Genomic DNA, 22,528 nt, shown 5'->3' on the forward strand with positions numbered 1-22,528 from the left:
ATAAAGCCAAAAACAGCAGATAAAATTGCAACAGTGGTCATCGTCGTTCTGGCTTTATTCATAGTTGTACTTTTGCTCGGTTTACTCGGATTTATTCTGTTCCGGGGTGTCGGTCAGATTAACTGGCACTTCCTAACGAGTGCGCCGCAATTGCTCAAAGGTGGCGGTGGCATTGGACCGCAGCTCTTTAACTCTATCTTCTTGCTTGTCTTAACGTTGATCATCACCATTCCGCTCGGCTGGGGCGGAGGGATTTATATGGCGGAATATGCTAAACCCGGTCGGATTACAAGTTTCATTCGACTGGTTGTCGAAGTATTATCTTCGTTTCCATCGATCGTTATCGGTTTGTTCGGACTCTTGTTAATCGTAAATACGTTCGGTCTCGGTTTCTCCCTGTTATCCGGTGCGATGGCACTGGCGATTTTCAACCTGCCACTTATGGTACGGACGACAGAACAAGCTTTCCGAGCTGTTCCCAAAGAGCAGAAGGAAGCGGGACTTGCTCTTGGTTTGTCCAAATGGAAGATCATTACGTCCATCCTGTTGCCTGTGGCACTGCCAAGCTTGATTACGGGCACGATTCTGGCATCCGGTCGGATTTTCGGTGAAGCTGCGGCCCTGATGTTCACTGCGGGTATGAGTAGTCCGCCGCTGGACTTTACGGATTGGAATCCAACAAGTCCAAGATCACCAATCAATCCGCTTCGTCCTGCGGAAACACTGGCTGTGCACATCTGGAAAGTCAACAGTGAAGGCATTGGACCGGATTCCAAAGAAATTGCAGCGGGAGCTTCTGCCGTGCTGGTCATTCTGGTACTGGCATTCAATCTGAGCGCGCGCTGGATCGGCCGGGTTGTGTACCGCCGTATGACAGCTTCGAAATAAGGAGGAAATCCACATGGCCATACCTTTTGGTACGGAACAGTTAAGCATATATTATGGGCATTTTCAGGCCGTGAAACAAATCAGCCTGACTTTCCCCGAAGCCAGTGTAACGGCTCTGATTGGGCCGTCCGGTTGCGGCAAATCCACATTTCTCCGTTCTTTGAACCGGATGAACGATGAGATTGCCGGCTCACGTACAGAGGGACACATCTGGATGGATGGCAATGACCTCAACGAACCCGGGACAGATGTAATCAAGCTTCGTCAGAAAATCGGCATGGTGTGGCAGAAGCCCAACCCTTTTCATAAGTCCATCTACAACAATATCGCATTTGGCCCCCGCTACCGCGGTACAAAAAGTAAGAAGGCACTGGATGAAATTGTGGAAAAAAGCTTGCGCCGTGCTGCCCTTTGGGATGAAGTAAAAGATAGACTGCATGAATCAGCTTTGGCACTTTCGGGTGGTCAGCAACAACGTCTCTGTATCGCTCGTGCACTGTCTGTTGATCCGCAGATCCTATTGCTCGATGAGCCCGCATCTGCCCTTGACCCTGTGTCTACGGGTAAAGTGGAGGAGTTGATCTCCGAACTGAAGCAGGAACTACGCATCGTTATTGTTACCCATAACATGCAGCAGGCGGCACGTATCTCGGATTATACCGCTTATTTTTATTTGGGAAGTCTGGTTGAGCATGGTGAGACGGAGCACATTTTTACTAACCCGGACAATCGCTTAACGCAGGAATATATTATGGGGCGTTTTGGTTAAACAGAAGATAAGACTCCTGGATTAGTATTTCCGGGAGTCTTTTTTGCTCTTAGAATATCTGGGGTTGTTTGCCAGGTGGAAAGCCCCATGCTAGGATAAATAGAGATCGAGAAATCATTACAAGAGTTAAGCGGTAAATTTTTTCAATTTTTATTATGAGACGGAGCGTCCTGAAGTTCAGGGTGCTCTTTTTGTTGTAGATGAGGTTTAGAGATTGGGATATATGCGATATGTAATTCTAAAGAAACTATAAACTTTGCAGCATCATGTGTATTTTTCGCTACACTTTAATCCAGGGAGGATGAAAGCGCAATGACAGACAAGGATAACATACTGTTAGTAGAGGACGATCCAGAAATTGCCCGGATCTTAATGGATCATCTACGTCGTGAAGGGTATGTAGTGACCTGGGCATCAAGTGGACTGGAGAGCTGGGAAGATTTCAAGAACGGATTATATCATCTTGTCCTACTTGATCTAATGTTGCCGGAGATGGACGGATTTACAGTATGCAAACATGTCAGGCTGATCAGCGATGTTCCGGTATTGATCATGAGTGCCCGGACCCAGGAAGAAAGCAAACTAGAAGGACTTGGCTTGGGCGCAGATGATTATATCACCAAACCTTTTAGTTTGGCGGAGCTTACGGCTCGAATCAAAGCCCACCTGAACAGATATCGTAGATATCAAGGTGGTCAGTCCAATGCATCGCTTCAGCAATACAACGATGGGTTAACGATTCACCCACTGAATCAGCAGGTGAGACTGCATGGTATAGAGGTGCAGTGCACAGCTAAAGAAGGAGCATTGCTAATGCTGCTGACTTCGCACCCCAACCGAGCCTTTACGAAAACAGAGATTTACGAACATGTGTGGGGTCAATCGGCAGAAGGAAGCTCCGCCGCTACAGTTACTGTGCACGTGAAAAGTTTGCGGGCCAAGCTGGGAGATGAGCCGCACCAGCCGCGCTGGATTCAAACCGTATGGGGCAGCGGATATCGTTTTATTGGAGAACGGGTGGAATGAAGCTAAAATATTGGCTGATGATTGCGTTCCTGATCGTGATGTTTTTGCCTGTGGCGGCAGGATGGGCTTTATTTTCCTTATTTAACTATTATGAAAATCATCGTGCGGTAAAGGAGTATGTGGAATTGACAGGACGTCTGGCACCCATAGAAAAGGTCTTAAATGATCCAACGCTGTACCAGCTGAAATCTCTTGAGCGTGATCAAACCCTCCCTGCGCTTGCTAGCGAACAGCTAAGTTTCAATCTTTATCTACCTTCTGGGATTCGGGTGTACAATTCTGGCGGGGATACTTGGTCAACAGGTGGATATACGGTAAGAAGCTCTGAATTATATCGAAATCTGTATAATCTTCAGATTCGACACCGCACATTCTCATTGAAAAAACCAGTTTGGGATCAAGGGGAGCTGGTAGGGATTTATGAAATAACGATGTTGCGTGAGGAGCGGCTTGAAGGAATATCGCTACGAACGACATGGGTTATCGGTGGATCAGTAGCATTTTTTGTTCTCTTGTATGGAACAGTGTTGTGGCTGTTATTCCGCAAGCTTTTCTTCCCTATGAAAGTTTTGATAAACAGGATGCATGGATTTGCCCGTGGAGAAAAACTGGATGAGATCCGGGTCAACGGTCGCAGTGACGAGATGGGTATGTTGTTACAGCAGTTTGATGCGATGCAACAAACCATCAGGCAGACCCAGGCGGAAGTGCAGAGACAACAAAAAGAAAAAGAGATGATTGTAGCTTCCCTGTCACACGACCTGAAGACACCTCTCATGTCCATCAGTGCTTATGCGGAAGCACTTAGTATGGAGGGGCAGTCCAAACAATCAGAGAGACAAGAGTATAGAGAAGTTATCGCGAGAAATGTTGAACGCATGAAACAAATGATCGGTGAGCTGGAAATGTACACAGCATTGGGTTCCAGAGATTCAGAGCTTGCTATGGTTGAGGTAGAAGGGGAAGAGTTTTTTGAGATGTTACTTGGCAGTTACGGAGAACTCGCAGAACGTGAAAATTACACCATGCAGATGTCTGTATGTACAAATCATGATTACCGGGTTCACCCTGAATCACTGATGCGTTTGACCGATAATTTAGTGCATAACGCGCTTCGTTACAGTCCTCCCCAAGGTAGAATCGGGCTCGCTGTAATGGATTCAGCATCAGAACTGGCGGAATGGATCGATCCATCACTGGGGGCAGAACTGGATGCGTACAGAAATGGTGCGACACTGCTTGTCGTTCAAAATGAAGGCCCTCCTATTCCGGCAGAACAGCTGGAGCGGATTTTTGAGCCGTACGTTCAATATCACAAAAAGCAACTAGGCGGTTATGCAGGAGGCTCTGGATTAGGATTAAGCATATCAAAGAGAATCGCATTAAAGCATGGAGGAGATATACGCATGTGGTCCTCTGAACGATATGGGACTGTATTTGTTTGTCGATTGCCGGAACGGAGGAATCCGGATGAAACACAGGATATAACTTAAGGAAAGGTGATAATGATGATAAAAATGGGATGGAAGCTGATGGGAGCGGCCTTGATTGCAGGTTCATTGTTTGCGGGATGCGCAGAGAAAGATATGCTTGGGATGTCAGGAGCGGATATGATTGAGAAAATAATTGCATCCGAGTCTGAGCCAGGGTCATACTATGCCGAAGGTACGATGAAGATGTGGACAGATCGTGAGATTACGAGCACGATACACGTGAAGGAATGGGTCGACGGAAAAACAGGGAAAAAGCGGATCGAGACCGATGAAAACGGAAACGTGAGTTATGCGGTTCATAACGGTTCAGAGATTCTGCTCTATGAAGAAGAGGCGAAGACCGCTATTGTGATGGATTCATCAGCGCTCCAGCAGGAACCCAACCAAACCCAGAAGCAGATGCTGGTGGATCAACTGGAACGTATGCGTGATAACCATAATGTGAAGATGTTGGGTCAGGAAAAGCTTCAAGACCAGGAGGCCATTCATATTGAACTAACGCCGAAGGATAAGGATTCACTCTCCATGTCTTCGGAGTATTGGATAAACCCCAAAGAGTGGATGGTTGTTAAAGCCACGAGTACGTATGGGGATACCAAATCAGAGTTTCTATATGACCAGATCAATTACAATCCTGAGTTCACAGACGAGACGTTTACGCTGGATATTCCTGCAGATGTAGAAGTGAAAAATATGAATGACGTGATGAATAACCAAGAAATCACACTGGAAGAGGCAGTGCAGGCCGTGGGTCAGCCCTTCCTACAGTATATCGGAGCGGATATGAAATTATCGAGAATTGAGCTCGTTTCATCTATGGGTGAACAAGGCCGGGATGAAGTGACACTGTATTATGTGAAGAATAACAAACCAGAGATCAGTATGACCGTATTTGAAGCACCAGGGGAAAACGGTAATGAAAAACTGCTTCCAGAGGAAAAGAAAGTTAGCATTCGTGATACAGAAGGTTCATATATGTCTATAATTCGGAACTTGTCGTGGAGTGAGGATGGTCTTCGTTATTCGGTCATGGGCGAAAATGATTTTTGGACAGAAGAGCAACTACAGATGTGGGTAGATGAATTGCAAATAACGAAGCAAGCGAAATAATATTGTGGATAGAAAAAAATGAACAAGCTTTGAACCATATGAACGAAATAAGCATATCGTATATAGAAAATGATGTGCTTCAAGATTACGTCACTTTTATTGACATATAGCGTATGGCATATTACGCTGTATATGATTGAATGCATGGCAGAATGGTGAACTTTCATTCATGTAATAACAGAATATAGCGAATGATAACGAGCGGGAGAGACCTAGCAGGATGATGCAATACAGTACAAGTAGGCACGGTTAATGCAGTTTTAGATGTAGAACTGTACTGTACAGATGGCTTGGGCACCGAAGGAGCAAGCAGTTATGCACCCGGCATAACCGTTAATCTCTCAGGTAAATGTACCGTCGTTGGACGCAACTCTGGAGAGTGCGCGGAAGAAGCGCCACCCAAGGGGTATATGATTGTCAGATTGCTGAACAGATGAGTGCTTGCGTGTACTCAGCCTTGTTCTTTCTGGCTTAGAATCATGAAACTCTCAGGTATCAAGGACAGAGAGAGGGCTAACGGCCTTCTTCTGTCCTTTTTTAATGTCATCAATCAGTAAATCAGGAACATTGTGGTGGGTCTTGTCCAGATATCGATGACAAAACCAATTGGAGGGTTAAAAGGTGCGATTTAAAGATGTTTTTTCAATTATTGGCCCGTCGATGACGGGACCATCCAGTTCACATACAGCCGGTGCTGCAAGATTGGGACGAATCGCGCGTCAGTGGCTGGGATGTACACCGGAACGTGCAAGGCTTACATTATATGGATCATTTGCGGATACCTATCAGGGACATGGAACGGATCTGGCACTAATCGGCGGTCTGTTGGGTTACGTTACAGATGATCCACGTATACCGGATGCAGAGCAATATGCAGATGAAGCAGGCATGGAGGTTGAATTTTACACCAGCGGTTTGCCAGCCCCTCATCCGAACACGGTCAAGATTGAATTGTGGCACGGCGAACGGGCATGCTCTTTAATAGGTGCTTCCATCGGTGGCGGTAGTGTATCTGTGCATGCATTAAATGATTTTCGAGTACAGATCAGTGGAGAGTTTCCGACACTTGTTTTGCGTCATGCCGATAAAGCGGGAGTTCTGGCATCCGTGACCTCAACCATTAGCTCATCCGGAGTGAATATCGGTTATATGCAAGTGGATCGAAAGGCTCGTGATGGTGAGGCACTTACAGCAATGGAGATGGATGCACCGCCAAGTGAAGACACGTTGAACAAGCTGCGTTCATTGGATCATATGCTGGACATTCGTGTGATTGATCTGAAGAGAGGGGTTGATCCGGATGCGGTTTAAACATCTGCATGAATTGAACACCATCTGCACTGCGGAGTCCAAAACGATTGCACAGTTGATGATTGAAGAGCAGGTGCAGGAGACCAACACACCCGAAACAGACGTCGTAAAGCAAATGTCGGAGTACTACCAGGTGATGAAAGAAGCGGTACGTAAAGGACTTACGGAAGATACCACCTCACGTAGCGGACTGACGGGTGGGGACGGGAAAAAGATGGCCGAATATATTCGCCAAGGCGAAACATGCTCAGGTGATGCTTCTGCCCTTGCCATGGCCTATGCACTTTGCGTATCGGAAGTGAATGCCTCCATGGGACGGATCGTGGCTACGCCAACAGCGGGCTCTTGTGGCATCATTCCGGGTGTGTTTATCAGCTCGCAGGAACGTTTTGGCTGGACGGATGAACATCTGGTAAATGGATTGTTCTGCGCCGGTGCTATTGGTTACGTAATTGCCAACAATTCATTTATATCCGGGGCCGAGGGCGGTTGTCAGGCGGAAGTAGGATCAGCGATCGGCATGGCTGCCGGCGCGATGGTGGAGCTTCGCGGAGGGACACCGGAGCAGGTAGTGCATGCGGTAGGATTAGCTTTGAAAAATACATTGGGCCTCATCTGCGATCCGGTTGCTGGCCTTGTAGAGATTCCATGCATCGTGCGCAACGGACTGGGTGCCGTCACTGCACTGGCTGCCGCAGATATGGCACTCGCCGGTGTACGCAGTGCCATTCCGTCTGACGAAGTCATTGACGTGATGTTGGAGGTAGGCAGTGCGATGCCAAGCCGTCACCGCGAGACGGCGCAAGGCGGGCTCGCTCAGACACCCACAGGCCGCAAGATGATGGAGAAGCTGGCGAAACCAAAGGCCAAGCGGTTGCCGGATGAGTCATCCGAAACATCAACAACAGGGTCAGAAGCTTAGGGGCACACAACCAGGTTCCGATTAGCAATTAGCATGTAGTAATTAGAGCATGCTAAGTTGTTATTACTGCATATCAAACAAGCGTCCGCGAACCTGAAATTCTCAGGTTATGCGAGACGCTTGTTTGCCCAGTTTGCCTAAACCGCCAAGATAGCAGTCAACCAATCAGAATGGAAGAAGGCAGTCATTTATTGTTGTTTCCAAAAGGCATCTACTTTACTTCTGTGCGCATCACGGCATATCCGTAAGCAGGCAGTTCAATGGCAAGCACACCGTCTTCCAGAGCGGTGCGATGGTTGCCCTCAAACAGTTCTGTCCAAGGTTGCTCCCCTGCATCCAGTTCAACGATGGCGGTTTCCTCAGAACGGTTGAACAGAATGAGGATGCGTTCCTCGTCACTTTGCCGCTCCATCACAAGCTGGCTACCGCCTTCCTGAGCTTGCAGGAAACGAATGGTTCCTGCTGCACGCAGTGCAGGATGAGCATGACGCAGAGCAATCAGCTTTTGATAAAAGTGAAGTAGCTCCCGATCCTGCTTCGCTTCGTCCCACTCCATGCATTTGCGGCAACCTGGATCATGTTCGCCGTCCAGTCCAATCTCGTCACCATAATAGATACATGGGGCTCCCATATAACTGAACTGGAACAAGGCAGCCAGCTTCATCTTGCGTTGATCGCCCTCACACAAGGTAAGCAGGCGCGGGGTATCGTGACTGTCGAGCAAGTTAAAGGCCACTTCGCTCGCTTGAAGTGGGTAGCGGGATAGCTGGCGGCCAAGGGCGCTTGCGAATTGTTCAGCGTGCATTTTATCTTCCACAAAGAAATGATTTACGGCGGCGGTGAACGGATAGTTCATGGCGGCATCAAATTGGTCCCCTTGCAGCCAGGAAGAAGATTCATTCCATATTTCACCCAGAATGTAGGCATCCGGGTTGGCTTCCTTAACAACCCGTCTGAAATCTCTCCAGAAATCATCGTCCACTTCATCAGCCACATCAAGACGCCAGCCGTCCGTGCCAACTTCTTTGATCCAATATTCAGCCACTTCGAGCAAGTAGGCCTTCACATCGGGATGCTCTGTATTCAGCTTGGGCATATGAGCTTCAAAGCCAAATGTCTCATAGGTTGGAATACCATCCTTCACGTCCAGCGGGAATTCATGCACGTGAAACCAGTCCTTGTATTTGGACTGGGCGCCATGCTTTTGTACGTCGACAAAAGGAGCAAACGTTTTGCCTGAATGATTAAACACGGCATCAAGCAGTACACGAATACCACGCTCATGACACAACTTCACCAGACGCTTCACCGTATCAGCATCACCGAAATGGCGGTCAACGCGCAGATAGTCTTCGGTATCATATTTATGATTGGTTGTAGCTTCGAAAATAGGAGTGAAATAAATCGCATTAATACCCAGTTTACTGAGATAATCGAGGTGGTCGATTACGCCTTGCAAGTCACCGCCAAAGAAATTAAAGGGGGTGGGTTCACCGCCCCAAGGTTCAACCTCTTTGGGATTGATATCCGGATTGCCATTGGCAAAACGTTCGGGGAAAATCTGATAAAACACAGCATCTTTCACCCAAGCTGGAGGTGTAAACACGGCTCCGGCATGAATATAGGGGAACTGGAACATGCGGCCGGGATCATCCGGCTCCTCCTCTTGGAAATCCGTCTCGGTCATCCAGATGTGTTCTTCTCCACTTTTGAGCAAAAAAGCATACTTCAATCGATGATACGGAGGTCTCACTTCCCCCTCGTAGTAGTCAAACATCGAGTCTGACGTCAATTTGGTCAGAGGAACCATATCTCTTGTTTCCTCCCACGCGTATTTATCTCCAGTCAGGGCATACACCTCGGTGAGATCATTCTTTTTGGCACGCAGACGTAGACGAATCGTATCCTGATCATAGGCATAGGCCCAGTTTCGTTTCGGTTGGTGAAAGATGGCTTCAAGCAGCATATGTAATTCCTCCTGTCAGATATGAATGAAGTATGCAGAGACCAGTTAAATTAGATAAAATAGGCTAGTAGTACAGTAATACAGGTGATGATATGTAGAAAGATATAGCTTCATATTACGTGACTGCAGATTGCGTTATAATAGGGTATGAACAGAGAGGACCGGCTCCAAACGAGCGATATGGAATGTACTGAAACCTAGACAACGAACATTGTAGCTTGTGCATTCGGGCTTGAATTTAATCTGGTGCGCAAGCCCGCCCCATTCGAAATTAAAGGGCATAACATCGAGATCGATAAGTAATGCTGCCCAGGTATATCATTAACCCAATGAGGATGGAAAGGAAACGAATACATAGATGAAAAACAAACTGTTATACATTGAGGATGATACGGAAATTGCAACATGGGTGAGAGAAGATCTGGAGGAGCGTGGATATGAGGTCGTCTGGCTAGGGAGCGGTGAAGGGGCCACCGAGGCTGTGGCAGACTGCTCCCTAGTCATTCTGGATGTCATGCTGCCAGGGCTCGACGGATTCACGGTAGGCCAGCGGTTAAAAAAAGAATATCCTGCTGTGCCCATCGTTATGCTCTCGGCCAGAACATCCATTGATGACAAGTTGCATGGGCTTGATTTTGCCGATGATTATGTGACTAAACCTTTTCATCCGGACGAGCTTGCAGCGCGAATCGAAGTTCAGCTGCGGAAAGCAGGCAAGGTAGGTTCAAGTGAAGCGGTACTGAAGCTGGATCATCTGTCGATTTATGAGCAGGATAACCGGATCGTGAATGAGCAGACGGGGGAAGAGATTATTTTATCCGGTAAACAGTTCCACATCTTCGCTTATTTGCTTCGGCATATGGGCATGATTCGCACCAAAGAGCAGATCTATGAAGCGGTGTGGAACGAGTCTTATCTGGATGGGGACAAAACGTTGATGGTGCACATCCGGCATCTGCGCGAGAAGCTGGAGATTGATCCGGCCAATCCTGTCATTATTCAGACAGTACGCGGTGTTGGCTATCGCGTGAAGAAGCCATGATCAGATGGTATAAAGAACGGAAGGCAAGGAAGTCTGAACAGAACAGAGGCAGTGAAACAGGACAGCCTATCCGTCCCAAAATAAAGTTTGGGCGATCACTGATGTCCAGATACATGCTACTGATTCTGGCAGCTTTTTTGTTTGTACCTGTTGTGGTACCGGTGGTAGCAACGGTATTTATTGTGGTCATCAATAACGTAAGCTCTAGCGAAGAAGCACCTTACGGTGATGCTGATCAGATCACCAAACTGTGGGCTATGGAATCCAAAAAGCTGGGCGGGGCTTCTGACCAAATCATAGATAAACGGATGAAAGAACTGCAGGAGAAATATCCTAAATCAGCTATGTATCGTGTAGATGCGGCAGGCAGAACGAAGTTAGTGCTTGGCGGTGAAGAGGCGGAGGTGCTGAAGTCTAAATCATTACATCCTTCAGTCACCTCGGAAGGGGAGCCGGCGTCTTTAAATACAGACGTCATTCTGAAGTGGTCGCTCGCAACTGGAGAAAAAGCAGAGACCCGAATCCCGGCAAGATGGACACCAAATGATGCGGTTCAGTTTATGAAGGAAGCTTTCTATCGCGATCCTCTAACCGTGGTTTCTTTTATTGGCGGAGGAAATGTGAATAAGGGACAAGGGTTTATGGTGATTGAAGTCCCTCGTGAGCTCATTCAAAACATGACCAATAACGGGGTATTAGAATTCATCTATTTCGGGGCAGTGATGCTGATTGTGTTTGTGATCTTTATTGTGATGTCCGTTCTGTTCTTCGCCAAAATTCGCAAACGACTGATTCACTTGCAATCTGCTATGGTTACCCCGAGCAAGGAGGGTATACCTCTTCCAGTCGACATTAAGAGATCGGATGAGATTGGACATTTGGAGGAATCCTTTAACCAGATGGTACATCAGTTAACGGATAGCCTTCAGCGTGAGCGGGAAGAGGAGCAACTTCGCAAACGGCTTGTGGCAGGGTTATCCCATGACCTGAGAACACCGCTTACGGTAATTCGCGGGCATATGCATGCACTGAATAAAGAAAACCTAAGTGATCAAGGCGTGCGTGCACTGAGTCGGATGGAAGGCAAGATACAGGATCTGGGTGAACTGATCGACAATTTGCTCACGTATAATCTGCTGACTAGTGGAAGATATACTTTAAAACTGGAGCAGAAAGATGCACTGCGTATGATAAGGGAAACTGCTGCTTCCTGGTATCCGTTGTGGGAGAAGGAAGAGTTCGAGATCGATATTGACCTGCCTGAAACTCCGTTAATCTGGGATGTAGATGCGCAAGGGCTGCGGCGTGTGCTGGATAATTTGTTTCAAAATGTAGTTCGCCATGCGGCAAGCGGAAAATATATTCGCATTTCCACGGAGCAGATTCAGGGCCGAACTGCCGTAGTGATCGCGGATCGCGGACCGGGGATTCAGCCGGATTCGGGTACGAAGGGCACAGGACTTGGCTTATCCATTGTCGATTTGCTGATTCGTGAGATGGGCTTGCGGAAGCGGGTAGATAGCTCGGATGCGGGTGTCCGTACCTATCTATACAGCGGCAAAGAGATTGATCGGGGAATTTGAACGCAGGTAGAAGAAGTTCCTTTTTAAACTAAACTTAAACTTGGACGCACGCTTGCTTTAACCTTGGAGAGTTACGATAGTTCCGAGGTGATAATGAATGAGCGAAAATATTATTCAAACAGCGAATTTATGGAAAACATATAAGGACCGTGCAGCGGTTCGTGAACTTGACCTTCATATTAAAAAGGGAGATATCTACGGATTTCTCGGTCCCAATGGGGCCGGCAAAACAACAACGATTCGCATGCTTCTCGGATTGATTAAACCGACCAAAGGTGTCATCCGGGTCTTCGACAAAGATATTCGCAAGGACCGTATGGACATTTTACGGCGTGTAGGTTCTCTGGTCGAGTACCCTTCCTATTATGGTCATCTGAATGCGGTAGAGAATCTTGAGGTACTGCGCCGCATTATCAATGTACCCAAGTCAAGGATTGCGGAAGTGTTATCTATTGTCGATCTGACAAAAGATGCTAAACGAAATGTAAAAGGGTATTCCCTCGGCATGAAACAGCGTTTGGGCATTGCCAGCGCGCTACTCGGTGAACCGGAACTGCTTATTTTGGATGAGCCAACGAACGGACTTGACCCGGCGGGGATTCAGGAGATTCGGGAACTCATCAAACGGATGCCGCTGGAGCATGGCATCACCGTTCTTGTATCCAGTCATTTGCTGAGTGAAGTGGAGCAGATGGCGAGTCGTGTCGGTATTATAAGAGATGGCAAAATGGTGATGCAGGACACGATGGCGAGTCTCCATAGTCAGACAGGCAGCTCAATCAGGCTCACGGTGTCTGAACCGGAGGCAGCCATGAAGCTTGCTCGTGAGCAGGGGCAATTTGGTCAGAGACAGGGTGCTGAGCTTACCTTCCCCTACATGGATAACAGCGCAGTTGCACTGCTGGTACGCCGATTGATTGAACAGGATCATGATGTATACCGGGTCGAAGAACAGAGACAGTCTTTGGAGGATCTCTTCATGCGTGTCATTGGCGAGGGGGCTTCCCTATGACAGGACGTGCATTATCAGCCGACTGGCTTAAAATTCGTGGCAAAGGCATCTGGTTTCTGGTATTTCTGGCACCAATCGGCTTAACGGCCATGCAGGCTCTGAATTTCGGATTGCGACTGGATTATCTGAAAGAGCAGTATGCCGATAATTTGTGGGGAGGTCTGCTCGGTAACGTAGTTGTTTTTGTTCCGCTGGCTTTAATGCTGGGCGCAACCATTTTGAGTTCGATGATCGCCGGAATAGAGCATGAGCAGGGGTCGTGGAAGCAACTTCTGGCGATGCCAATTAAAAGGCCAGCCGTTTATCTTGCAAAGTTTCTGCTGGCCTGTGTGCTACTAATGATCTCATGTTTGTTGTTAACGGCGGGGATTGTTGGACTGGGACTTGTGCTTGGTTTCGATGCCAAAGATATACCGTGGGCACAGGCACTGAAGCTGGGGCTTATGCCGCTAGCTGGCGCACTGCCTGTATTGTCCATTGAATTATGGTTTACGCTGGTATCCAAAAATCAGGCGCTACCGGTTACATTCGGCATTATTCTTGCGATTACCGGTATGTTTTCACTCAGCATTTCTCCACACTTTCCACTTGCTTGGGCACAGATGGCTTGGAGTGCGCCTAACGCTTACTTATACGCAGCAATGGGTGCAGGTTTAGGAATCATCATTCTGCTGATAGGCATGATGCACTTCAGTCGGAAGGATGTGGCCTGATATGAATTTTGCTACAACCTATTTTCGTATCTTATCTGCGGAACGTTTGAAAATGGTCAAATCGCCTATCTCGCTTTTGGTTCTAATCAGTCCCTTGATCGCACTGCTCATCGGTCTGCTCTCTTCCCCATCGGGCGATTGGATTGCATTGATGTCAGCCATGGTGATGATTCACGGTATGCTTTTGTTACCGATGCTGACAGGGGTGTTCACCTCATTTGTATGCCGTTTCGAACATGCAGGGGGTGGATGGAAACAGCTCTTGGTTCTGCCACTTACACGTACAGGTGTGTACTTAGGCAAATTCACAATGGTGTTACTGCTCCTCGCTGGTACACAGTTACTTCTATTCGGAAGTATCGTTTTGACAGGATTAATCCATGGGATGGCATCACCGGTACCTTGGGGATTCCTTGTCAGTAAAATGTTGCTTGGACTTCTGGCTTGTATCCCATTGGCGGCATTACAGATGTTTGTCTCTCTGATCTGGAGCAGCTTCGCCGCGCCGCTTGCCTTGAACTTTGCGCTAACGATACCTAACATTCTGGTTGCAAACTCCGCAACGTATGGCCCGTATTATCCATGGGCACAGCCGATGATTCTAATGCTTCCCATTGAGGGAACAGGGTTTGGTGCGTTCAATGTTCCACTGGGTACACTTTTATCCGTAGTTGGTGGCAGCGCCGTGCTATTTATTGCGATGGGTATGATTTATTTTTCGAAGAAGGAAGTATAAAGTAAACGATCGATGAGAATAACAAATGAACCTTTCCTGAGGCTGTGCATCCAAAGAGTTGGTATGCAGACAGTCTCAGTTTTTTTATTATGCGACAAGCCTAATTCCATCTTTTTCATACCCATTCATGTGAATTTCATCCTATTTTATAAGCAAAGTTAGACGAGAATCTGGTAAAATAAAAAAAGCTGTTTCTAGTCAGGCGAACATGGTTATTCGAGGGTAAGACTGTTACAGCCGAAAATGGCGCATATGTAATGTGATGAAGAAAGAAGATTTTGGCTGAGAAAAGAGGGGTAGGCCTTTGGATCATAATAAAACGGAAACCCTGAAACGAATTATTTCTGAGGGTAGCTCTTACCGATCATTGTTTTTTAACCACCCGGATGCCATCTATGTGATGGACATTGAAGGGAATCACATCGATGCTAACCCTTCGTTTGAACGGTTATCCGGCTACAAGATTGAAGAGCTTGCAGGGGTGAGTCGGGATCGCATCAGCCCGCCTGAGAGTGAAAATAGAAGAGTGCAATTCATCGAAGATGTTCTGGCTGGACGTTCAGTCAGTGAAGAGATGGCTTTTTATCATAAAGATGGTTCTGTGAAACATGCGCAGGTGACCTATATACCGATTACAGAAGGGGATGATGTCGTCGGCATCTATGGTATTGCCAAGGATGTGACGGATAAGGTGATCATCGAACAGGAACTGCAGCAGACTCAAGAGAAATATCAGGTATTGGCCGAACATGCGCAAGATCTGATTACAACCTGTGCTATAGATGGTGAACTCTTGTATGTCTCTCCATCCGTTCGTGCGCTGCTTGGTTATGAGCCGGAGGAAGTCGCAGGAAAATCGTTTAAATCCTACTGTTACCCGGGAGATTATCCGGACCCTTTGCTCATTTCGAATATTGGTCATGGCTGCAAGATGAGAGTGTTACACAAGGATGGGCATTACATCTGGATGGAGACATTGGCGAAGCCCGTGACCGGGGAACATGGAAAAATAACGCAAATTGTGAGCATTAGCAGGGATATTACCCAGCAGAAAGATGCTGACAGACGTCTTCGCGAAAGCCGTGAACGGTACAAGTCATTGTTTGAATATAATCCGGCTGCGGTATACTCCCTCGATCTGGAAGGGAATTATAGTGCTGTGAACAGCAATATGGTGCAAATGCTTGATATTCCGCGTAGCAAACTCATCGGACAGTCCTTTCTGTCGAACCTGGATAAACGGGAACTGCAGAAGGGGGAAGCTGGATTTGAGCTCGTGAAGCAGGGGGAGCCTCAATACTATGAGACCCGTGTTGTAAATTCTAACGGTCGGAAGATCGAAGTTTCGGTAACGAATGTGCCGATTATTATAGATAACGAAGTAGTTGGTGTCTACGGTATAGTATCAGATATAACGGAGCGCAAGGAGTACACGGAGCGTATTCAGGAGCTGAGCAAGCAGCATGAGTTGATCCTCAATACCGTTACCGAAGGAATCTACGGTCTCGATGCGGATGGCATTACGATGTTCATGAATCCGGCGGCGGCGTCCATGTTTGGTTATGAAGCTCATGAATTCATTGGTAAGAGTTCACACCCGATTATCCATCACACCCGTGCAGACGGAAGCTATTTTCCAAAAGAGGAATGTCCGATTCATATGACGGTGCTGGATGGACATGCGCGTTCAGTGACGGAGGACGTGTTCTGGAGAAAAGACGGCAGTAGTTTCCTCGTACAGTATCAAGTAACTCCGATTATTGACGAGGGCCAGATTCGTGGTGCGGTAGTTGTCTTTAATGACGTTACCGGTGAACGTGAAATTGTTCGCGCCAAGGAAACGGCCGAACTCGCTGCACAAGCCAAGTCCGAGTTCCTGTCCCTCGTCAGTCACGAAATCCGGACACCGATGAACGGCATTGTAGGAATGACCGAGCTATTGGTGGGTACGGACTTGTCGGAGGAGCAGCGAGAGTACGCCCAGATTATTCAAGAGAGCGGCGATGCACTGCTGAACATTCTGAATGACATTCTGGACTTCAGTAAGCTGGAGTCTGGTAAAATGGCCCTGGCCTACGAGCCGTTCTCGCTCCGCAAGATGCTGGAGCAGGTTGCGGAGCTGTTCAAGCCACGGGCGGACGAGAAACATCTGGATATTCGCTTCCGTCTGAATCCGAGTATCCCTGACTATATGGCAGGGGATTCGATGCGAATAAGACAGATTTTGGTGAATCTTGTGGGCAATGCACTGAAATTCACGGATCAGGGAAGTATCGATGTCACGGTAGATATCATCAAAGGAGGCAAACCTGAGGATAGTGTACTGGATTTTGCTGTGCAAGATACGGGGATTGGTATTCCTGCGGACAAGCAGGATCAGTTGTTCCAGTCGTTCTCTCAACTACATCCAGTTATTAACCGCAAATATGGCGGTACAGGACTCGGGCTGGTGATCTCCAAGAGACTTGTCGAGATTATGGGTGGAAGCATCAGTGTGGAGAGTACCGAAGGAGAAGGCTCCGTTTTCCGGTTTGCCATTCCAACGACACGAGTTGAAGCATCAGGTGAAAAGTCAGCAAGCGAGTTCCGGCATGACCGTACACGTCAAAGTGACAAGGTGGCTATGCGTATTCTCGTAGCAGAAGATCATCCGGTTAATCGGAAGATTCTCCAAGAATATCTGGAGAAACTGGGTTATGAGGCTGATGTGTGCACGAACGGTGTAGAAGCGATTGATGCCATCTCGCAGAATGCCTATGATATTGTACTGATGGATATTCATATGCCTGTGATGGACGGTCTGAAAGCCACCAATCTGTTACATCGGTTAATTCCTGAGGATCGGATTCCCCCGATTATTGCCGTAACGGGTAATTCCAGACGGGAAGATAAAGAGGCCTGTCTGGAGATCGGCATGAGGGACTTTATCAGCAAGCCTGTGATGCTAAGTGAACTGAAGCGGGTCCTCCAGCAATGGGGGCCGTCTGATGAGCCATTAATTGGGCCTAGTTAAGTGGAGATGCATGTGTAGATCATTGGATTGCAGCCCAACGGATTAAAAAGATAAGTGTAGCAGAACAACCTTCATTTCCACAGTGTGGTGAAATGAAGGTTGTTCTTTTTGTATTTTATTTAGTAGCAAGCTCGCAGATTAGACCAGTTGCTACTCCGAATTTACGGAGGCTTAGGCGATGGTCAGGCGGTTAATATTACCGGACAAAATTTCACAGGAACGCTCGAATTTCTCAACCTCGGCTTGATCGAGATTTAATTCGATAATCTCTTGAATGCCGCCCTCTCCGATGATTGCAGGGACTCCTGCACATACATTCCGCTGCCCATATTCGCCATCGAGAATCGCGGATACGGCAATGATTTTATGCTCGTCATTCAGGATGGAGCGAGTAATATGGGCAAGTGCATTCCCGATGCCAAACTGGGTTGAACCTTTACGGGTGAAAATTTCCCAGCCGGCATCTTTCGTTTTTTTGGCGATATCGTCCAGATCCAGATGCTTGAAGCGTTCCTTGTGTTGATCCAAAATGTGCAGAATAGGCTTGCCGCCAATGGTAACATGGGACCAGGCCACAAATTGGGACTCGCCATGCTCACCGAGTGCGTAGCCGTGTACGCTGCGCGGGTCGATGGAGAATACCTCGGAGAGCAGTGTTTTGAGCCGTGAAGAGTCGATCGAAGTTCCCGTCCCGATAACACGCTCACGCGGCAAACCGGACAATTTCCATACCATATACGTAACAATGTCCACGGGGTTGGCTGCGACAACAAAGATGCCGTTAAAACCACTGTTCATGATCGGAACCACGATATCTTTGGCAATGGATTCTGCTTCCTCCAGAACATCCAGTCTTGTCTGTCCAGGCTTTGGATTGGCTCCAGCGGTCAAAATGATGACATCCATACTGCCGCAATCGGCATACGTTCCTGCGTATACTTTCGTTCGGTTGTGTGTAAAGTCCATGCAATGGGAAAAATCGAGTGCCTGTGCTACCGCACGGTCATACGTCCGATCGACCATCATAATCTCCCTGCATATCGATTGATTGATCATCGAATATGCACAACTTGAACCCACAAGACCCGCCCCGATGACCGCCACTTTTCCTGATTTGCCTAACACTGCCTTCAGCCTCCGTTTACATTGGATTTATCCGTTACTTGATTATTGTTATGTTAAGTATAGTGCTTTATTTTATGCTGAAATTCAATTCTACGTTACATAAGATAACACATGGAAAAGCTATACAGCAATGATTCCCTCTGTCGCGGGAGCGTATTGGAGTAGTGGAGTTAACAAAATTGACATCAATTTGATGCACTCCGAAATTTAGACGGCATTTGCATATCCCGTTTTCGACATGACAGCATTCCTGTAGCTTGTCGGATGAAGAGGTTTTTTTGCGAAATATAGACCTGACAAAAGTTCTTACGAATCCCCAGAAACAGAACTAAACCGTCAAAGGGTTCTGCAAGCAGACTGACGAATACTTACCGACATGCAAGAGAAAAGCACTGGCGGGTTACATGAGGAAGGTTGTTTTAGGGTTGTTCAGGTATCATGTGCATCGTCCATTGTTGTGCAAGAGAAAGGTCACCCGAACCGATGACAGTTCGTTGCAGGAACGCTAAAGTCGTTATTTTGCAAGCCCAAAAACTTCATACCGGGAGGGAATTCATGATGATTGAAGAAGTAGGAGCAACGACGGAAACGGCCAAGAGCCTGGGTATAGGTGCCAGTACTCTTCGTAAATATGCAGCAGCACTCGAGGAGCAGGGATATCGTTTCGAACGTTCTGCGAATAAATCCAGATTGTTCAAATCCGATGATATCGAGTGCATCGAACGTCTGATGACTGAGCTTAGAGAGCATAACCTGCCGCTGGCTGATGCAGTGGTCACGGTACTATCCCCAGCAGAAGGGAAAACAGAACAGCATTCTGTCCAAGCCATTCGTGAGCAAACGGAACAGGAGTGTGCTGTAGCCAGTACGGTCTTATCTGGAGCTAATCCATTACCGCCGCTGGAAGTGGATCAGTACGGTCAATTGAGATCTTATGAAGGACTCGGCCAGCTTGTAAGTGAGGTTACCTACGGTGCAGTTGAGCCCAAGCCGGAAGAGGACGATCGCGTGCAGGTGTTACAGCACCGGGTGGATGAACTGGAACTGACACTCCAGCATCTGGCGGAGACTCATCTTGCGCTCCAGGAACAGATGGAAAAGCAACGTCAGTGGATGAACGAAAAGCTGGAGGAGGAACGAGATCGCGAACTCGTGACGAATTTGCGCAGCTATCAGGGGCGTAAACGGAAGTCGAAAATCACTTCGCTTCGCATGTTGTTTGGCTTGATGCCAAAGAAACATAAAGAAGCTTAAATGATTCTGCATTATGTATGACCGTGATTTCACATATACAGCCTGCTATAATTAGCTCCAATACAACATGAAGTCCAGCCGCTGATCAGGCATTTCTCATGACAGGACAGGAAACCGGATCAGGTATCAGATAGCTGGCGTGGGAGGCAACGTGGAGCTGCAGCGAAGCTGGCAAAGATTGCTCGGATTATTTACAGACCGCCCCGGGCGGCAAGGGACGATCATAGGAGAACGTTATGTGATACGGGAGCTTCTAGGTATGGGTAGTTACGGACTGACCTATCTGTGCGTGGATCAGCAGACGGGAAGGGAAGTCGCGTTGAAGGAATCGAAGCCGAGTAAGGGCAGACTTGCTGCGCGGCTGCTGAGCAGGGAAGTGGATGTGTTACAGCACCTGCATCATCCAGCAATTCCGAAGCTTTTGGATACCTTTAACGTGCGAAGACGGAATTATATGGTGACAGAGTATGTCCGGGGACAGACGCTGGAACAATTGATCTTCGAAGAAGGTCAGCAATATACAGAGCGTGAATGCCTGGAACTCGCTTGTCAGCTGTTGTCTCCTGTAGCTCATGTTCATCAGCAGGGATTTATTCATGGCGACATCCGAATCCCTAACGTCATTGTACGAGAGGGACGAGTGCATTTGATTGATTTTGGCCTGGCGAGACGCTTGGGGGAGCCGTTGTTGCCAGAGTTAAAACGCCGAATGAAAGATGTGCCTGAACTTGAGGATGAACCGGCTATACCTGATCAGGATTTGCAGGATATGGGTCACTTTCTGCTTTTCATGCTGTATTCGGCCTATGAGCCTCAGAAGGGTAGCGCTCCTGCCAGCTGGCAGGAGGAGCTTCAGCTTACGCCTGCACTGCATGAGATGCTGGAGCGGCTTCTCGGGCTTCGTCCGGGTTATGAGGGCGGGGCAGGAGAGTTGCAGCGTGAGATGGATCGGTTGAGACCGTTGCTGTAGAAGCAGAAAAGCGTAGTAGAAGTGTTATAAACTAAAAAGCAGGGGTGTTCCGAAGGCCGTGTGTACGGTATCGATGGAACACCCCTTTGTTATATCTGGTGGTTAAGAGTCAGGTTCAAGCGAGAGTGAAGTCGGGACCGACGTAGAGTCAAATTAGAATTGAGTCAGATTCAACCCGAATGGGCTAAGCTAGACCTTGACTCATGGGGCAGAACAATCTGGCAGGGTCAGGATCGTTTAGCTAGAGCTATACTTTCTGCTTTTATAATAGCCTGATCCATGGCGCTGATCCCTGTACTTCATATCGGATGAGGAATAGCGCTTGTATGTGCGTTTCCCGGAGGAGCTGCTGTATTTTTTATAAGAACGTCTATTGGAGGAACTGTAACGTTTGTGGTGAGATGAGGACTTGGAGTCGATGAGTTTGCCTATGAGCTTCTTAAACATGAGTCGTCCACCCTTTCGTTTTCAGTTATTTTTATGCTAATACGAAGCTTGGGCAAGACGGGTTTCGTGTTTTTGGAGAAAAAATACTCATTCATTCAATGCTTGGCGTATAATAGGATGTTGGTTCAGTTATCGGAATTTTTTATTTTGAGCGTTTCGCGTTACAATAGAAGACAGGATAAGATCATAACGGACAAGGAGTAGTTGGCATGATCACGATAAAGACGAAAGAACAGATTGAACAAATGAGAAAAGCTGGAGAAATTCTGGCTGCGTGCCATAGAGAAATTGCAAAACTGATTCGTCCGGGAATCACTACACAGGAAATTGACCAGTTTGCAGAGGCATTTATGAAGAAAAATGGCGCTATACCGGAGCAAAAGGGCTACAACGGGTACCCTTATGCGACATGTGCGTCGGTTAATGACGTGATCTGTCACGGTTTTCCGGGAAAATATGTGCTGAAAGACGGCGATATCGTTACCATCGACATGGTCGTGAATTTGGATGGCTGGCTGGCGGACTCGGCTTGGTCTTATGCAGTGGGAAATGTAAGTCCTGAAGCGCAACATTTGTTAGACGTGACGAAAAACTCTCTATACAAAGGCATTGAGCTTGCTATTGTCGGTAACCGGATCGGAGACATCTCGCATGCCATTCAAACGTATGCTGAAGGAGAAGGACTGTCCGTGGTTCGTGAATTTATTGGACACGGTATTGGAGAGAAGATGCACGAAGAGCCGCAGGTTCCTCACTATGGCCCACCGCATCGCGGTCCGCGGCTTAAAGAGGGCATGGTCATCACCATTGAACCGATGTTGAATATCGGAACATTCCGCAGCAAGCTGGATTCGGACGGTTGGACTGCACGTACTTTGGATGGAAGTCTGTCCGCTCAGTATGAACATACCATTGCCATTACAGCCGATGGACCGGTTATTCTGACTGCGCAATAAAGATGTGTGGACTACACACACAGATGTAAGGCTATCTGCCCGGTATGAAAAGATGGAGTCATTTCACTGTTAGCAAATTCATTTTCACTGTGCTGTAAGGTTGGTTTAGAGCTATATTGTGACGAAATTTGTATATTTCCGGGCGGCCCACGTTTGTGATCCGCCTGTTTCGGTTTAAACTATTATGAAGAT

General features: G+C 47.5%; 18 protein-coding genes and 2 riboswitches. Of the genes, 16 read left to right on the plus strand and 2 right to left on the minus strand.

Translation table 11 applies throughout. From position 1 onward, the window contains the following. From pstA to sdaAA, 7 genes are all read left to right on the plus strand, one after another. Positions 1-888: a phosphate ABC transporter permease PstA gene (pstA, locus tag M3629_RS20265; RefSeq protein ID WP_251509864.1), complete on the plus strand. Its 888-nt coding sequence runs from the start codon at positions 1-3 to the stop codon at positions 886-888. A 13-nt stretch (positions 889-901) separates the two neighbouring features. Beyond that, positions 902-1,657 (plus strand): phosphate ABC transporter ATP-binding protein PstB, encoded by a 756-nt coding sequence (gene pstB, locus M3629_RS20270; protein WP_154891423.1) that lies wholly within the window; start codon positions 902-904, stop codon positions 1,655-1,657. Positions 1,658-1,969: 312 nt separating this feature from the next. Continuing rightward, the gene (locus M3629_RS20275; protein ID WP_251509781.1) at positions 1,970-2,683 is read left to right on the plus strand and encodes a response regulator transcription factor; all 714 of its coding nucleotides are present in this window, start codon (positions 1,970-1,972) and stop codon (positions 2,681-2,683) included. Further along, on the plus strand, positions 2,680-4,176 hold the full coding sequence (locus M3629_RS20280) for a HAMP domain-containing sensor histidine kinase (protein ID WP_251509782.1): 1,497 nt from the start codon (positions 2,680-2,682) through the stop codon (positions 4,174-4,176). Before M3629_RS20275 ends, M3629_RS20280 begins: the two co-directional genes overlap by 4 nt. Before the next feature lie 12 nt (positions 4,177-4,188). Then, positions 4,189-5,286: a LolA family protein gene (locus M3629_RS20285; protein ID WP_251509783.1), complete on the plus strand. Its 1,098-nt coding sequence runs from the start codon at positions 4,189-4,191 to the stop codon at positions 5,284-5,286. Positions 5,287-5,478: 192 nt separating this feature from the next. Beyond that, positions 5,479-5,652: riboswitch (glycine riboswitch) on the plus strand. A gap of 4 nt (positions 5,653-5,656) precedes the next feature. After that, positions 5,657-5,793, plus strand: a riboswitch (glycine riboswitch). A gap of 114 nt (positions 5,794-5,907) precedes the next feature. Next, on the plus strand, positions 5,908-6,597 hold the full coding sequence (gene sdaAB / locus M3629_RS20290) for an L-serine ammonia-lyase, iron-sulfur-dependent subunit beta (protein WP_090918738.1): 690 nt from the start codon (positions 5,908-5,910) through the stop codon (positions 6,595-6,597). Beyond that, positions 6,587-7,519 (plus strand): L-serine ammonia-lyase, iron-sulfur-dependent, subunit alpha, encoded by a 933-nt coding sequence (gene sdaAA / locus M3629_RS20295; protein ID WP_251509784.1) that lies wholly within the window; start codon positions 6,587-6,589, stop codon positions 7,517-7,519. The genes sdaAB and sdaAA overlap by 11 nt, the downstream gene beginning before the upstream one ends. Positions 7,520-7,730: 211 nt before the next feature. Here sdaAA and M3629_RS20300 read toward each other — a convergent pair whose 3' ends face one another. Then, positions 7,731-9,485: an alpha-glycosidase gene (locus M3629_RS20300; protein WP_251509785.1), complete on the minus strand. Its 1,755-nt coding sequence runs from the start codon at positions 9,483-9,485 to the stop codon at positions 7,731-7,733. Positions 9,486-9,843: 358 nt separating this feature from the next. On the opposite strand from M3629_RS20300, the gene M3629_RS20305 reads away from it, so the two are divergent. The 6 genes from M3629_RS20305 (at position 9,844) to M3629_RS20330 (ending at position 17,584) form a co-directional block, all read left to right on the plus strand. Continuing rightward, on the plus strand, positions 9,844-10,527 hold the full coding sequence (locus M3629_RS20305; protein ID WP_154891416.1) for a response regulator transcription factor: 684 nt from the start codon (positions 9,844-9,846) through the stop codon (positions 10,525-10,527). Next, positions 10,524-12,110 (plus strand): sensor histidine kinase, encoded by a 1,587-nt coding sequence (locus M3629_RS20310; protein WP_251509786.1) that lies wholly within the window; start codon positions 10,524-10,526, stop codon positions 12,108-12,110. The genes M3629_RS20305 and M3629_RS20310 overlap by 4 nt, the downstream gene beginning before the upstream one ends. Before the next feature lie 97 nt (positions 12,111-12,207). After that, positions 12,208-13,122: an ABC transporter ATP-binding protein gene (locus M3629_RS20315; RefSeq protein WP_090918727.1), complete on the plus strand. Its 915-nt coding sequence runs from the start codon at positions 12,208-12,210 to the stop codon at positions 13,120-13,122. Next, the gene (locus tag M3629_RS20320) at positions 13,119-13,835 is read left to right on the plus strand and encodes an ABC transporter permease (RefSeq protein WP_251509787.1); all 717 of its coding nucleotides are present in this window, start codon (positions 13,119-13,121) and stop codon (positions 13,833-13,835) included. Before M3629_RS20315 ends, M3629_RS20320 begins: the two co-directional genes overlap by 4 nt. 1 nt (position 13,836) lies before the next feature. Next, complete coding sequence (locus M3629_RS20325; protein ID WP_251509788.1) at positions 13,837-14,571, plus strand: ABC transporter permease; 735 nt, start codon at positions 13,837-13,839, stop codon at positions 14,569-14,571. Between the two features lie 304 nt (positions 14,572-14,875). Continuing rightward, positions 14,876-17,584, plus strand: coding sequence for a PAS domain-containing hybrid sensor histidine kinase/response regulator (locus M3629_RS20330; RefSeq protein ID WP_251509789.1), 2,709 nt, complete (start codon positions 14,876-14,878; stop codon positions 17,582-17,584). Positions 17,585-17,755: 171 nt separating this feature from the next. Here the strand turns inward: M3629_RS20330 and M3629_RS20335 are convergent, their stop codons facing one another. Then, a complete protein-coding gene (locus tag M3629_RS20335; protein WP_145334020.1) occupies positions 17,756-18,709 on the minus strand; it encodes an L-lactate dehydrogenase in 954 nt (317 codons plus the stop codon). A gap of 555 nt (positions 18,710-19,264) precedes the next feature. On the opposite strand from M3629_RS20335, the gene M3629_RS20340 reads away from it, so the two are divergent. From M3629_RS20340 to map, 3 genes are all read left to right on the plus strand, one after another. Next, on the plus strand, positions 19,265-19,963 hold the full coding sequence (locus M3629_RS20340) for a hypothetical protein (protein WP_251509790.1): 699 nt from the start codon (positions 19,265-19,267) through the stop codon (positions 19,961-19,963). A 151-nt stretch (positions 19,964-20,114) separates the two neighbouring features. After that, complete coding sequence (locus M3629_RS20345; RefSeq protein WP_251509791.1) at positions 20,115-20,933, plus strand: serine/threonine-protein kinase; 819 nt, start codon at positions 20,115-20,117, stop codon at positions 20,931-20,933. 656 nt (positions 20,934-21,589) lie between these two features. Further along, positions 21,590-22,336, plus strand: a complete 747-nt coding sequence (gene map / locus M3629_RS20350; protein ID WP_251509792.1) for a type I methionyl aminopeptidase — start codon at positions 21,590-21,592, stop codon at positions 22,334-22,336. Positions 22,337-22,528: the final 192 nt, after the last annotated feature.

Source organism: Paenibacillus polysaccharolyticus (genome assembly GCF_023714295.1).
GTDB lineage: Bacteria > Bacillota > Bacilli > Paenibacillales > Paenibacillaceae > Paenibacillus > Paenibacillus polysaccharolyticus_A.

Bases quoted from the DNA above. Each gene is read 5' to 3' on its own strand.
- pstB (WP_154891423.1), top strand. From the start codon at position 902: ATGGCCATACCTTTTGGTACGGAACAGTTAAGCATATATTATGGGCAT.
- M3629_RS20275 (WP_251509781.1), top strand. From the start codon at position 1,970: ATGACAGACAAGGATAACATACTGTTAGTAGAGGACGATCCAGAAATT.
- M3629_RS20280 (WP_251509782.1), top strand. From the start codon at position 2,680: ATGAAGCTAAAATATTGGCTGATGATTGCGTTCCTGATCGTGATGTTT.
- M3629_RS20285 (WP_251509783.1), top strand. From the start codon at position 4,189: ATGATGATAAAAATGGGATGGAAGCTGATGGGAGCGGCCTTGATTGCA.
- sdaAA (WP_251509784.1), top strand. From the start codon at position 6,587: ATGCGGTTTAAACATCTGCATGAATTGAACACCATCTGCACTGCGGAG.
- M3629_RS20300 (WP_251509785.1), bottom strand. From the start codon at position 9,485: ATGCTGCTTGAAGCCATCTTTCACCAACCGAAACGAAACTGGGCCTAT.
- M3629_RS20305 (WP_154891416.1), top strand. From the start codon at position 9,844: ATGAAAAACAAACTGTTATACATTGAGGATGATACGGAAATTGCAACA.
- M3629_RS20310 (WP_251509786.1), top strand. From the start codon at position 10,524: ATGATCAGATGGTATAAAGAACGGAAGGCAAGGAAGTCTGAACAGAAC.
- M3629_RS20315 (WP_090918727.1), top strand. From the start codon at position 12,208: ATGAGCGAAAATATTATTCAAACAGCGAATTTATGGAAAACATATAAG.
- M3629_RS20320 (WP_251509787.1), top strand. From the start codon at position 13,119: ATGACAGGACGTGCATTATCAGCCGACTGGCTTAAAATTCGTGGCAAA.
- M3629_RS20325 (WP_251509788.1), top strand. From the start codon at position 13,837: ATGAATTTTGCTACAACCTATTTTCGTATCTTATCTGCGGAACGTTTG.
- M3629_RS20340 (WP_251509790.1), top strand. From the start codon at position 19,265: ATGATGATTGAAGAAGTAGGAGCAACGACGGAAACGGCCAAGAGCCTG.
- map (WP_251509792.1), top strand. From the start codon at position 21,590: ATGATCACGATAAAGACGAAAGAACAGATTGAACAAATGAGAAAAGCT.